Source organism: Porcipelethomonas sp., from assembly GCF_051893655.1.
Classification (GTDB): Bacteria; Bacillota; Clostridia; order Oscillospirales; family Ruminococcaceae; genus Porcipelethomonas.
This window is the reverse complement of record NZ_JBJFHN010000112.1, coordinates 21,564-34,055: the sequence shown is the minus strand read 5'-3', so window position 1 is coordinate 34,055 and position 12,492 is coordinate 21,564. Positions and strand designations below refer to the sequence as shown.

The window sequence follows — 12,492 nt, the reverse complement described above, 5'->3', positions numbered from 1 at the left end:
GTGTAAAGAAAAAAAGAACCCAAATCAAAAGGGTTCTTACAGACAGTAAGTAAAATATAAATTCAATGTATCAAGAACGCATTGTAATAGAGGCTTTCTCTTAAGATAATTGATTTTAACTTTTTATGCTAAAAATCCGATTCAGCTTTACCGATAAATTTATAATACTTCATTCCCAATGCTCCCTTATATTCTTCTATCACAACACTATCCCCGATTTCCAATTGATTATAACTTACACTGTCGATATGAATGTTAATCATAGCCTGAGAATCATTCCAGTCTGTAAAACTGATACCATAAGAGGAATATTTACCCGATACATAATTTTTGTCAGCAATTTCTGTTGTATGTACCTGTGGCTGTGAAAAATCCATATTCTGATTTACACTCAGAAAAACAGCAGCTCCGCATAGAGCAGAAAATAGCATGGTGTCAAAAATCAACGAAGTTTTCTCATTGTATGACGAAGAAAAAAGCAAAAATAAACCTGTAATGACAGCACATATAGCAATAGTAAATACGGCAATTTTTTTGTTAAAATCAATATTCTCAAGATGAAATAAACCCATATACAATGGAGTAAACATCAGGAATAATGATGAATCCATATAATCAGATGTTTTATTAAACGTATATTTAAAGTCTGTATCAGTTATTATATAATAAAATCCCACAATAATACAGATTATCCAGATAACTGTCCAGAAAGCTGAAAGCTTATGCCAGATAAGCGACAATACAGAGGAGTAACAGCCAACTGTATTCGCAATCTCCATGGGGAAAGCTCTTTTCTTGTCACAGCTTTTAAGATATTCAGCAAAGATAAAATTATCCGGATAACGCCTGAATACAAAGCTTCTTATTCCGCTTTTATCGTTGAAAGAAATAAATAATATATCTGCCGCAACTATATAGACCCCAACAGCGTTTGTATCCGTTTTTGCAGAAACAATGCAAAAAATAATCAAAAGCACAAAAGCCACAGCCACCAAGCCGATTCCGCCCCATATCTGTACCCAGAAGAACCGATTCTCCCTTTTCTTTCTCTCCTTACGCTTTTCACGAAGAATCCGTCTGCGTGCCTGTTCTTTAGCACTCAAAGCCTTTTTTCTTTTATATTTCCTTTTTCGTTTGCTCATATTTCATCTCACATAAAATAATTTCAGCCATCCTTAAAACATATATTCAAGGATGGCTGAACTGAATCTATAAACTCATTCCGATTTCAATTGCTTTCAGATTAACTCCCATAAGATTCATTCTTTTTGGCGAAATGCATTTTTCAAGAGCTTTCTTTATAGTTTCCATAGAAAACAAACCGCTTTCCTTTATCATTTTGCCTATGAGAATAATATTTGCAGTACCAGTGATCTGATTTTCTGTAGCGAGCTGAGTTGCAGGAATATAATAGCACTCAATATCATTTCTGCTGCATTTAATATTTACCATTGTACTGTCAATAAACGCCTTGCCGCCGCTTTTTACTTTTCCTATAAATTTTTCAAAAGAAGGCTGATTCATAGCCATCATCATATCCGGATCAGATACCAGAGGAGAAGCTATCGGCTCATCGGAAATACACACAGAACAGTTTGCCGTACCGCCCCTCATTTCCGGACCGTATGACGGAAGCCATGACAGTTCCTTTTTATCAATAAGACCGCAGTAAGCTAAGACCTTTCCGGCAAACAGAATCCCCTGACCGCCGAAGCCTGCCAGTAAAATTTCCTTATTCATTTCCGTCCTCCTTTGCAGTAATGTCCTTGTATACTCCCAGAGGGAAATAAGGAATAACCTCCTGTCGAAGCCATTCCATTGACTCAGCAGGATCAAGTCCCCAGTTGGTAGGACACGTTGAGAGAACTTCAACAATAGAAAATCCCCGATTATTTTTCTGATTATCAAAAGCTTTTCTGATAGCCTTTTTTGCTTCCCTTATATGAGGAACGCTGTCAACAGATACTCTCTGTGCAAGAGCCACGCCATCAAGTGCGGAAAGCATCTCGCATATTTTAACCGGATATCCGGCAGTTTTAGGGTCACGTCCGTAAGGAGTGGTCTGGGTAACCTGTCCCGGAATAGTTGTAGGAGCCATCTGTCCGCCTGTCATACCGTAAATTGTATTGTTTACGAAAATAACGACAATATTTTCCCCTCTTGTAGCACTGTGTACCGTTTCAGCAGTACCGATAGCGGCAAGATCGCCGTCACCCTGATAAGTAAAGACATATTTGTCAGGCAAAGCTCTCTTGACGCCTGTTGCAACCGCAGGAGCACGTCCGTGAGGGGCTTCAATAATGTCACAGGCAAAATAATCATAAGCCATAACCGAACAGCCTACCGGACATACTCCGATAGTATCCCCTTCTATTCCCATTTCGTCAATTACTTCACATATAAGTCTGTGTATTATTCCGTGGGTACATCCGGGACAGTAATGCATAGGCACGTCAAGCAGCGACTTCGGCTTTTCAAATACTACCTCCATCAGGAAACACCTCCAAGCTTTCTTATTTCATTAAGTATTTCATCAGGTGCCGGAATTACTCCTCCGGTTCTTCCGTAAAAATGTACAGGCACAGAGCATTCAACTGCAAGCTTCACATCGTCCACCATCTGTCCCATACTCATTTCCGTTACAAGAATGCTATGTACATTTTTTGCCGCATCCTTTATAATCTGATCCGGGAAAGGCCATAAGGTCACAGGTCTTACCAGTCCTGCCCTGATTCCTTCCTTTCTTGCTCTGTTGACTGCCGCCTTGGCGATTCTTGCTGTTGCACCGTATGCTGCAACAAGTATGTCTGCATCCTCTGTAAGGTATGTTTCCGCTTCCGGACACTCTTTCTTTACAATATCATATTTTTTGAATCTTTCAACATTCAGTCGTTCAAGCTCGTCCGCCTGCAAAAACAGTGAATTTATAATGTTGTGCGGACGCTTGTTTCCGTGACCGTTTGTAGCCCACGGTTTTTCCGAATGGTTGTCTCTGATTTCCGGAAATGAAACAGGCTCCATCATCTGTCCTAAAAGACCGTCTGCCAGAATCATAGCCGGCATACGATATTTATCAGCATTGTCAAATGCCTTTGTTACAAGATCCACCATTTCCTGAACTGAAGACGGTGCATAAACAAGAAGCTGATAGTCTCCGTGACCCAAAGCCTTAGTAGCCTGCCAGTAATCAGACTGTGAAGGCTGAATACCTCCCAGACCCGGACCGCCTCTCTGAACATTTACAATAACGCATGGCAGATCGCATGCACCTATATAAGAAACTCCCTCAGATTTCAGACTAATACCCGGTGACGAAGAAGATGTCATAGCTCTTACTCCGGCAGATGCCGCACCCAGAACCATATTAATAGCTGCAATTTCCGATTCAGCCTGAAGGAAAACCCTTCCTTCCTTAGGCATACGCTTGGCCATGTAAGCGGCGATCTCAGTCTGGGGAGTTATAGGATAACCGAAATAGCATCTGCATCCGGCTCTTATTGCCGCTTCGGCAAGGGCTTCATTGCCCTTCATTAAATTTCTTTCCAAATGAAAAACTTCCTTTATTATATATTTGCTATTTTCTTATTTCTATAGCACAGTCGGGACATATCATAGCACACATTGCACAGCTTACACAGGAATCCTGGTCAATACACTGTGCTGTAAAATATCCCTTTGAATTTCTGTTATCCTTCTGAATAACTACAATTTTCTTCGGGCAGGCAGTGGTACACAGTCCGCACCCCTTGCACTTATCAGAAAGAACCGTCATTTTCAGCATATAAAAAGACTTCCTCCTTTTTTACATTTCCCATATAGGCTTAATAAAAAGCTCCAGCTCCTCTCCCGGACTGACACTGATATCAACACCCTTTCTGTATGTTGTATAAATTAACGGGAGATTTGCGATTCTTGCGGTTTCTTCCGCAAACTTACAGGATTTTTCTATATCTTCGGCGGAGGTTTCCGCACCAAGTGAGGAATTATTGATAATTCCCGTATGCTTCATTCTTGAGGCATTTTCAATTTCATACATAAGTTCTATAGCCTCTGCCGGAGTTTTTGTAAGATAACGGTAACAGTTTATAACATAAAACATGTCAGTCTGTTCCCTCATGGAATTGAAAAGCGAAGCATACTGTCCCAGAGCATATGCTCCGGAATCATCTCCGCCGACATCCACAATAACGCATCCGCTGTCGGAAACTATTCTTTCCATATCAAAATTTACAGCCGGAATGTCAAGATTTGTTCCTGCATATACAGGCGCATAAAGTTCAATATTATTTTCTTTAAAAATATCCGAAAAGTCAGATGTTCTGAAATAAGGATTAACGATATCCAGATCCACAATAGAAACCTTCTGAGCTTCACGGGACGCTTTCAATGCGGCATTTACTGAAACGGTAGTTTTTCCGCTTCCGTAATGACCAGTTATTATATTAATTTTTTTCATATTTTTATTATAGCTTTCCGATAGTGTTTTATTCTGTCGAAACAAAAGTTGTTTCATTTCTCATTATAGCACAAAAAAAGTTTAAATCAATAGTAAAATTTAAAATTCACAGGTTTTTCATACTTTTTCCTTTTTTTAAAAAGATTAAACCAATGTAAAAATTTTCTTTTTAAAATAAATTGCGTTTTGACTTATGCTGATATTGTGATTTTCTTGACAAACCCTATGTATTTGTTGTAAAATATAAGTGAAAATCTTGAAAGGACTGATTGCAATGGGTTTAACATTAACTGAAAAAATATTGAAGGCTCACCTTGTTGACGGTGAAATGATAAAGGGAAAGGAAATAGGAATTAAAATCGACCAGACCCTGACACAGGACGCTACCGGTACAATGGCTTATCTTGAATTTGAGGCTATGGGCGTTCCCAGAGTTAAAACTGAAAGAAGTGTTGCGTACATAGACCATAATACACTCCAGAACGGCTTTGAAAATGCCGATGACCACCGTTTTATAGGCAGTGTTGCTAAGAAACATGGTATTTATTTCTCACGTCCGGGCAACGGTATCTGCCATCAGGTTCATCTGGAACGTTTCGGCATTCCGGGAAAAACTCTTATCGGCTCAGACAGCCATACTCCTACCGGAGGCGGTATCGGTATGATTGCAATCGGTGCAGGCGGTCTTGATGTTGCTGTAGCAATGGGCGGCGGCGCATATTACATTACATGCCCGAAGGTTGTAAAGGTTGAGCTTACAGGCAAGCTTTCTCCATGGGTTGCTGCAAAGGACGTTATTCTTGAAGTATTAAGACGCCTTTCAGTAAAGGGCGGCGTCGGTAAGGTTATAGAATACTGCGGCGAAGGTGTTAAGACACTCTCTGTTCCTGAAAGAGCTACTATTACAAATATGGGTGCAGAACTGGGTGCTACAACATCTATCTTCCCATCTGATGAGATTACAAGAGAATTTTTGAAGGCACAGCAGAGAGAAGAAGTATGGACAGAGCTTTCAGCTGACCCTGATGCTGAATACGATGAAGAACTGACAATTAATTTAAGTGAACTTGAACCTCTTGCTGCTTGTCCTCATTCTCCTGACAATGTAAAATCAGTAAAGGAAATCGGCAAGATCAAGATTGATCAGGTCTGTATCGGTTCATGCACAAACTCCTCTCTTATGGACATGCTTAAGGTTGCACACATCTTAAAGGGCAGAACGGTTCATCCGGACGTTTCTCTTGCAATTGCTCCGGGTTCAAAACAGGTTCTGAATATGCTTGCTGAAAACGGTGCTTTGTCTATTATGATTGACGCAGGTGCGAGAATTCTTGAAAGTGCATGCGGACCATGTATCGGCATGGGTCAGTCTCCTAACTCAAAGGGTATTTCCCTGAGAACCTTTAACAGAAACTTTGAGGGACGCTCCGGTACAAAGGACGGTCAGATTTATCTTGTTTCTCCTGAGGTTGCAGCAGCTTCCGCAATTGCCGGCGTATTCACAGACCCGAGAGAGCTTGGCGATATGCCTGAATTTAAGCTGCCTGAGGTATTCAAAATCAATGACAACATGGTAGTTCCGCCAGTGGCTGAAGCTGACATGGACAGCGTTGAAATCTTAAGAGGACCAAACATCAAGCCATTCCCTGAAACATCTCCTCTTGATGCTTCAATTGATGCAGGAGTTTCACTGAAAGTCGGCGACAATATTACAACAGACCATATTATGCCAGCCGGAGCTAAAATTCTTCCGCTGCGTTCAAATATTCCGGCTATTTCACAGCACTGCTTTACAATATGCGACGAGAAATTCCCGTCCAGAGCAAAGGAAATGGGCAAGAGCATTATCGTAGGCGGTTCAAACTACGGTCAGGGTTCTTCAAGAGAACATGCCGCACTAGCTCCTCTGTATCTGGGAATCAAGGCTGTTCTTGTAAAATCATTTGCAAGAATTCACAGAGCAAACTTAATTAATGCCGGTATCCTGCCGCTTACATTTGTTAATGAGGCTGACTATGACGCTGTTTCACAGGGTGATGAACTGGTACTTGACAATGTAAGAGCAGAAATTGAAGCCGGAAAGTCTGAGCTTACAGTTTTAAACAAGACAACAGGCAAAGAAATTCCTGTACTGTGCGAGCTTAGCGGACGTACAAAGGATATTATTCTCGCAGGCGGTCTTCTGGATTATACAAGGGAGTCAATGAAATAATGAATTGGCTGAATATTTATCCTGCCAGAATACGCAGTATACGTATTGAATCCAAAAGCGAGCTTATCGCCCTCGTGGTTTGTATAGTATTATATTTTGTTCTTAATCTGCTTTTGCAGAAATTCTGTCCGAATATGAAACAGAAAACAATTAATATTATTTCTCTTATCCCTGCTGTAATTGCTGCGTTTATAATTATTTTCACGGTGGAGTAAAAAATGGCAATTGATATATCTAACCGTCCGGACAGACCATTGAGAAAAGTTACCATTCATCAGAAAAGAAAAAAAGGACTGACATCAGACCTTTTAAAGCTTATAGCAGTAATTGCAATGGTAATCGACCATGCTGCATGGGCATTTGTACCGTTTTCCAGTATTGCCGGACAGACTATGCATGTTATCGGGCGGCTTACCGCACCGATAATGTGTTTTATGGTGGCAGAGGGTTATTACAAAACCCGTAACGTAAAAAAATATGCTCAGAGACTTGGAATATTTGCTCTGATTTCTCATTTACCTTATACTTTCTTTCAAACAGGAAAGCTCGAAATTATAAATCAGACAAGCATAATGTTTCCGCTGTTTCTGGGTCTTGTCGCCCTGATTATCAGGGACAGTCCGAAATATGAAACTGCTGTTAAGAATATGATAATTCTGCTGATATGTCTGGCATCTATGATTGGCGACTGGGGTGGAATTGCAGTTGTATATATTTTAATTTTCGGCAGCAATTATAACCGTATTGAAAAAATCAAATATTTCTGCGCTGCAAGTGCATTTTATATTATACTGGATATTATTATGTGCGCTGCTTCAGGGCAATGGTATACCGATTTATTTAAGCTGGGAACATTCCTTGCAGTACCATTTCTGCTGAAATATAACGGTGTCAGACGGGGCGGAAAGACTTATAAGTGGTTTTTCTATTATTTCTATCCGGCACATCTTCTGTTGCTGGCTGTGATTAAATATGTTATTTTATAAAGAAGCTTTTTATAAAACTTAAAGTTTTATAGTAAAATCATTTGTATGCACAATTGATATTGACAGCAACAACTATGAACTGATTATAGTTACCGCTGATGTATATGAAAAAATACCATCCATAGCAAGAGCTAATGGACATAAAATTGAAGATTTTTAAATTAAAGGGAGGAAAAAACAATGGCAAAAATTCAGATGAAAACACCGCTGGTTGAAATGGACGGAGATGAAATGACAAGAATCCTCTGGAAGTGGATCAAGGAAATTCTTCTCGAACCTTATGTTGACCTTAATACTGAATACTATGATCTGGGTCTTGAAAACCGTGAAAAGACAAAGGATCAGGTTACATTTGACAGTGCTGAGGCTACAAAAAAATACGGTGTAGCAGTAAAATGCGCTACAATTACTCCGAATGCTGCAAGAATGCCGGAATATAATCTTACAGAAATGTGGAAGTCGCCTAACGGTACAATCAGAGCAATTCTCGACGGTACTGTTTTCAGAACTCCTATCCTCGTAAAGGGTATTACACCTTATATCCCTACATGGACAAAGCCTATTACAATTGCCCGTCATGCATACGGCGACGTTTACAAAAACACAGAAATGCAGGTCAAGGGCGGCGGAAAGGCAGAGCTTGTTTTTACAGATAAAAACGGAAACGAAACAAGACAGCTTATTCATGAATTTGAAGGGGACGGAATTATTCAGGGTCTTCACAATATTGACAAGAGTATTGAAGGCTTTGCAAAAGCATGCTTTAATTATGCTCTGGATCAGAAACAGGATATCTGGTTTGCCACAAAGGATACTATTTCCAAAAAATATGACCACAGATTCAAGGATATCTTCCAGGAAATCTTTGATAAGGAATACAAGGAAAAATTTGAGGCAGCAGGAATTGAATATTTCTATACTCTTATTGACGACGCCGTTGCAAGAGTTGTCCGTTCAAACGGCGGATATATCTGGGCATGTAAAAACTATGACGGCGATGTAATGTCTGACATGGTTTCCACTGCTTTCGGAAGCCTTGCAATGATGACCTCAGTTTTAGTTTCTCCGGACGGTATCTATGAATATGAAGCTGCTCACGGAACAGTCCAGAGACATTATTACAAATACTTAAAAGGAGAAGAAACTTCCACAAACTCAGTAGCTACAATATTTGCATGGAGCGGTGCGCTGAGAAAAAGAGGAGAGCTTGATGGAAACAAAGAGCTTTCAGACTTTGCTGACAAACTTGAAAAGGCTACGATCCAGACAATTGAAGACGGTGTTATGACAGGTGATCTTTATCTGCTTTCAAGCCTTGAAAACAAGAGAAAAGTCAACTCCAAGGAATTCCTTGAAGAAATAAACAACAGACTTTCTAAACTTATGGCATGATCATTCAGGCTTTCCGCAGCCTTTAAAAGCGGAATCCGCAGTGCATTTTTTGCATATCATAATATATAAATATATGGGAACGCAGTGCGGTAACGGAGATATAATATGTCAAAATCCTTAGTTTCATCACCGGTAATTAAACGCCTGCCCAGATATTACAGGTTTTTGGGGGAACTTGAACGGCAGGGGATTGTTCGTATATCAAGCAGAGAACTTTCCGAAATGATGGGATTAACAGCGTCCCAGATAAGACAGGATCTTAACTGTTTCGGAGGTTTCGGTCAGCAGGGATACGGATATAATGTGAAGGAACTTCATTCAGTAATTTCCAGAATTCTCGGAATTGACGCCGGAAATAAAACTATTCTTATAGGCGCCGGAAATCTCGGAAAGGCAATAGCTTCTCATATTGATTTTAACAAGCGGGGCTTCAGGCTTATTGGCATTTTTGACAGCAATCCTGAAAAATGCGGTAAAATAATTTCAAATCTGAAAATTTCAAATATGAATACAATTGAAAGCTTTTGCCGCAGTAATCACCCGGTATGTGCAGTTTTGTGCATTCCAAAAGATGCGGCAAAGGAAATTGCACCCAAGCTTATTGAACTCGGTATAAAAGGATTCTGGAATTTCAGTCACTATGACTTTGCCGTTGACAGCGGTAAAAAAATCATTGTGGAAAACGTTCACCTGACAGACAGTCTTATGACTCTTGCTTATGGTCTGAACAATACCGATGAAGAAGAAAATTAAAAACTGTTCTTACAGGAAATGTGTTCAGGTTTTACGAAAAGCCGTGTTCATATGCCTGTAAAAACAAACTATTAGTATGACGGACGTCTGAAAGCTGGCGTCCGTCAAATCTTTTTAGAAACGGAGAATCAAAATGGCACTTAGTAAACATCTGACAAATGAAATACTTGCAAAATGTACAGAATATTCCAATGACATGGAGTTGTTTCTGGAAGAACTTGTGAAAATACCAAGCGTTATGGATAAACCGGAAAAAAATATGCCTTACGGAAAAAATTCTGCAAAGGTTCTTGAAGTATTTCTGGAAAAAGCCAAGGAAATGGGTTTTAATGTCAGAAATATTGATAATTACGCCGGAGTAATTGAAACAGGAACAGGTATGCCTGAGCTTGGTATACTTTGCCATCTTGATGTAGTAGATCCCGGAACAGGCTGGACATATCCTCCCTTTGAGCTTACAAGGAAAAACGGAGTTTTGTACGGAAGAGGTACTACCGATGACAAAGGTCCTGCTGTATCTGCACTCTATGGACTGAAAGCTGCTAAGGAGCTTGTACCTCTGAAAAAAAATATAAGACTGATAGTAGGCTGTAATGAAGAAAACGGTTCGGATGACCTTGAATATTATCAGACAAAAGAAAAACTTCCGGAAAAACTTTTTACTCCCGATGGACAGTACCCGATAATTAATATAGAAAAGGGTATGATACGAGGAAAATTTACTAAAAAAATATCCGGAAAATATATCAAGAAAATTCATGGCGGAGATACAATAAATGCTGTCCCATCAAAGGCTTATGCCGTATTATCCCATGAATGCAGTGAAAAATTAAGAATTGACAGTAATTTTAAAACAGTAATTTCTGAAAATGAAATTAAAATAAATTCTTCAGGCATATCTGCTCACGCATCAACTCCGGAAGGCGGAAAAAACGCCCTGACCTCACTTATTCAGCTGCTGGGAAATGTACCCGGAGATGAATCAGCAAAAATTTTCAAAAATCTTTCAGAAATATTCCCTCCGGATGAAACCAACGGAAAACATGCAGGAGTAAAATGCAGTGATGAAAAATCCGGTGCGCTGACACTTGTTTTAAGCGTTATGGAATATGATGGAGAGTTTCTTGAGGGAATCTTTGACGTGCGTTTCCCGGTAAGTTTTACATCAGCTCAGATCAATGAAAAATTAAATGAAACTCTTGAAAAAATAGGTTTTGAGTATGAATGCATTCTCGCTTCTGAACCCCACTATGTTGATGAAAACAGCGAATTTATACAGTCCCTTTTAAGCGTTTATGAAAACATGACAGGAGAAAAAGGAAAATGCATTGCAATCGGCGGAGGCACTTACGTTCATAATACTCCCGGAGGTGTAGCATTCGGTGCAGAGTTTCCAGGAAAAGAATACAATATTCATTGTGCTGATGAATTTACAGTTTTGGAAGAAATGATACTCAATGCACAAATGACAGCCGGAGCTGCAATTGAAATCTGCAGCTGATTTAATATTCAAAAAATATTGACAAAATTTCCGTATTGGAGTATACTTTAATAGTGTAATTATGTTGTTTTTAACAACAAATCGGAGGATTTAAACGTGAAAAAAATTATTTTAACCGGTGACAGACCAACCGGAAAGCTGCATTTAGGTCATTATGTAGGATCTCTTAAGAGAAGAGTCGAACTTCAGAATTCCGGAGAATATGATGAAATTTATATTATGATCGCTGACGCTCAGGCACTTACAGATAATGCTGATAATCCTGAAAAGGTTCGCCAGAATATTATTGAAGTTGCTCTTGACTATATGTCATGCGGACTTGACCCTGCAAAATCAACATTGTTTATTCAGTCTCAGATACCTGAGCTTTGTGAGCTGACATGTTACTACATGAATCTTGTAACAGTTTCAAGACTCCAGAGAAATCCTACCGTAAAGAATGAAATAAAAATGCGTAATTTTGAAGCAAGCATTCCTGTAGGATTTTTTACCTATCCCATAAGTCAGGCATCTGATATTACAGCATTCCAGGCTACAACTGTTCCTGTAGGAGAAGACCAGCTTCCTATGCTGGAACAGACAAAGGAAATTGTACATAAATTCAACAGCGTATACGGTGAAACTCTGGTTGACCCTGAGATTCTTCTGCCGTCAAATCAGGCGTGTTTAAGACTTCCTGGTACAGACGGAAAAGCTAAAATGAGCAAATCCTTAGGAAACTGCATTTATCTTTCTGATGAACCTGAAGTCATAAAGAAAAAAATCATGAGTATGTATACAGACCCGGATCATATTCAGGTAAGCGATCCGGGAAAAATCGAGGGGAATACTGTGTTTACATATCTTGACGCATTCTGCCGTCCGGATCATTTTGAAAAGTATCTTCCTGATTATGCAAATCTTGATGAACTGAAAGCGCATTATCAAAGAGGAGGTCTGGGCGATGTAAAGGTAAAGAAATTCCTGAATAAGGTTATTGAAGAAGAACTTGAACCTATCAGAGCAAGACGCAAAGAGCTTGAAAAGGATATTCCTTATATTTATGAAATTCTTCAAAAAGGAAGTGTCAGGGCAAGAGAAAAGGCTGCTGAAACACTTAAGAGTGTAAAAAATGCAATGAAAATAAATTATTTTGAAGATGCAGAACTGATAAAAGAACAATCTGAAAAATATAAAGTATAATCAAAAAAGC

At 39.4% G+C, this 12,492-nt stretch carries 13 protein-coding genes; 7 read left to right on the top strand and 6 right to left on the bottom strand.

What is annotated here, in order from left to right:
• Positions 1 to 128 precede the first annotated feature (128 nt).
• The 6 genes from ACI4WO_RS06605 to ACI4WO_RS06580 form a co-directional block, all read right to left on the bottom strand.
• The gene (locus tag ACI4WO_RS06605) at positions 129 to 1,142 is read right to left on the bottom strand and encodes a hypothetical protein (RefSeq protein ID WP_439806769.1); all 1,014 of its coding nucleotides are present in this window, start codon (positions 1,140 to 1,142) and stop codon (positions 129 to 131) included.
• A 67-nt stretch (positions 1,143 to 1,209) separates the two neighbouring features.
• Positions 1,210 to 1,740 carry a 2-oxoacid:acceptor oxidoreductase family protein gene (locus ACI4WO_RS06600; protein ID WP_439806768.1) on the bottom strand — a complete coding sequence of 177 codons (531 nt, stop codon included), beginning with the start codon at positions 1,738 to 1,740 and terminating at the stop codon, positions 1,210 to 1,212.
• Positions 1,733 to 2,491, bottom strand: a complete 759-nt coding sequence (locus ACI4WO_RS06595) for a thiamine pyrophosphate-dependent enzyme (RefSeq protein ID WP_439806767.1) — start codon at positions 2,489 to 2,491, stop codon at positions 1,733 to 1,735. The genes ACI4WO_RS06600 and ACI4WO_RS06595 overlap by 8 nt, the downstream gene beginning before the upstream one ends.
• Positions 2,491 to 3,531, bottom strand: coding sequence for a 3-methyl-2-oxobutanoate dehydrogenase subunit VorB (locus ACI4WO_RS06590; RefSeq protein WP_439806770.1), 1,041 nt, complete (start codon positions 3,529 to 3,531; stop codon positions 2,491 to 2,493). Before ACI4WO_RS06590 ends, ACI4WO_RS06595 begins: the two co-directional genes overlap by 1 nt.
• A 43-nt stretch (positions 3,532 to 3,574) precedes the next feature.
• Positions 3,575 to 3,781, bottom strand: coding sequence for a 4Fe-4S dicluster domain-containing protein (locus ACI4WO_RS06585; protein ID WP_439806766.1), 207 nt, complete (start codon positions 3,779 to 3,781; stop codon positions 3,575 to 3,577).
• A gap of 21 nt (positions 3,782 to 3,802) precedes the next feature.
• Positions 3,803 to 4,456, bottom strand: coding sequence for a cobalamin biosynthesis protein CobQ (locus ACI4WO_RS06580; RefSeq protein WP_439806765.1), 654 nt, complete (start codon positions 4,454 to 4,456; stop codon positions 3,803 to 3,805).
• Positions 4,457 to 4,730: 274 nt separating this feature from the next.
• Between ACI4WO_RS06580 and ACI4WO_RS06575 the strand changes: the two genes are divergently transcribed.
• From ACI4WO_RS06575 to trpS, 7 genes are all read left to right on the top strand, one after another.
• The gene (locus ACI4WO_RS06575) at positions 4,731 to 6,668 is read left to right on the top strand and encodes an aconitate hydratase (RefSeq protein ID WP_439806764.1); all 1,938 of its coding nucleotides are present in this window, start codon (positions 4,731 to 4,733) and stop codon (positions 6,666 to 6,668) included.
• Positions 6,668 to 6,883, top strand: a complete 216-nt coding sequence (locus ACI4WO_RS06570) for a hypothetical protein (RefSeq protein WP_439806763.1) — start codon at positions 6,668 to 6,670, stop codon at positions 6,881 to 6,883. Before ACI4WO_RS06575 ends, ACI4WO_RS06570 begins: the two co-directional genes overlap by 1 nt.
• 3 nt (positions 6,884 to 6,886) lie before the next feature.
• The gene (locus ACI4WO_RS06565; protein ID WP_439806762.1) at positions 6,887 to 7,654 is read left to right on the top strand and encodes a TraX family protein; all 768 of its coding nucleotides are present in this window, start codon (positions 6,887 to 6,889) and stop codon (positions 7,652 to 7,654) included.
• Positions 7,655 to 7,834: 180 nt separating this feature from the next.
• Positions 7,835 to 9,046, top strand: coding sequence for an NADP-dependent isocitrate dehydrogenase (locus ACI4WO_RS06560; protein ID WP_439806761.1), 1,212 nt, complete (start codon positions 7,835 to 7,837; stop codon positions 9,044 to 9,046).
• 105 nt (positions 9,047 to 9,151) lie between these two features.
• Positions 9,152 to 9,799 carry a redox-sensing transcriptional repressor Rex gene (locus tag ACI4WO_RS06555; RefSeq protein ID WP_439806760.1) on the top strand — a complete coding sequence of 216 codons (648 nt, stop codon included), beginning with the start codon at positions 9,152 to 9,154 and terminating at the stop codon, positions 9,797 to 9,799.
• Positions 9,800 to 9,932: 133 nt separating this feature from the next.
• Positions 9,933 to 11,300 carry a Sapep family Mn(2+)-dependent dipeptidase gene (locus ACI4WO_RS06550; protein ID WP_439806759.1) on the top strand — a complete coding sequence of 456 codons (1,368 nt, stop codon included), beginning with the start codon at positions 9,933 to 9,935 and terminating at the stop codon, positions 11,298 to 11,300.
• Between the two features lie 96 nt (positions 11,301 to 11,396).
• Positions 11,397 to 12,482 carry a tryptophan--tRNA ligase gene (gene trpS, locus ACI4WO_RS06545; protein ID WP_439806758.1) on the top strand — a complete coding sequence of 362 codons (1,086 nt, stop codon included), beginning with the start codon at positions 11,397 to 11,399 and terminating at the stop codon, positions 12,480 to 12,482.
• Positions 12,483 to 12,492 lie beyond the last annotated feature (10 nt).

What these genes read in the sequence shown, in the direction of transcription:
- ACI4WO_RS06585 (WP_439806766.1), bottom strand. Translation starts at nt 3,781, where the DNA reads ATGCTGAAAATGACGGTTCTTTCTGATAAGTGCAAGGGGTGCGGACTG.
- ACI4WO_RS06555 (WP_439806760.1), top strand. Translation starts at nt 9,152, where the DNA reads ATGTCAAAATCCTTAGTTTCATCACCGGTAATTAAACGCCTGCCCAGA.
- ACI4WO_RS06560 (WP_439806761.1), top strand. Translation starts at nt 7,835, where the DNA reads ATGGCAAAAATTCAGATGAAAACACCGCTGGTTGAAATGGACGGAGAT.
- ACI4WO_RS06595 (WP_439806767.1), bottom strand. Translation starts at nt 2,491, where the DNA reads ATGGAGGTAGTATTTGAAAAGCCGAAGTCGCTGCTTGACGTGCCTATG.
- ACI4WO_RS06575 (WP_439806764.1), top strand. Translation starts at nt 4,731, where the DNA reads ATGGGTTTAACATTAACTGAAAAAATATTGAAGGCTCACCTTGTTGAC.
- ACI4WO_RS06570 (WP_439806763.1), top strand. Translation starts at nt 6,668, where the DNA reads ATGAATTGGCTGAATATTTATCCTGCCAGAATACGCAGTATACGTATT.
- ACI4WO_RS06605 (WP_439806769.1), bottom strand. Translation starts at nt 1,142, where the DNA reads ATGAGCAAACGAAAAAGGAAATATAAAAGAAAAAAGGCTTTGAGTGCT.
- ACI4WO_RS06600 (WP_439806768.1), bottom strand. Translation starts at nt 1,740, where the DNA reads ATGAATAAGGAAATTTTACTGGCAGGCTTCGGCGGTCAGGGGATTCTG.
- ACI4WO_RS06580 (WP_439806765.1), bottom strand. Translation starts at nt 4,456, where the DNA reads ATGAAAAAAATTAATATAATAACTGGTCATTACGGAAGCGGAAAAACT.
- ACI4WO_RS06590 (WP_439806770.1), bottom strand. Translation starts at nt 3,531, where the DNA reads ATGAAGGGCAATGAAGCCCTTGCCGAAGCGGCAATAAGAGCCGGATGC.
- ACI4WO_RS06565 (WP_439806762.1), top strand. Translation starts at nt 6,887, where the DNA reads ATGGCAATTGATATATCTAACCGTCCGGACAGACCATTGAGAAAAGTT.
- ACI4WO_RS06550 (WP_439806759.1), top strand. Translation starts at nt 9,933, where the DNA reads ATGGCACTTAGTAAACATCTGACAAATGAAATACTTGCAAAATGTACA.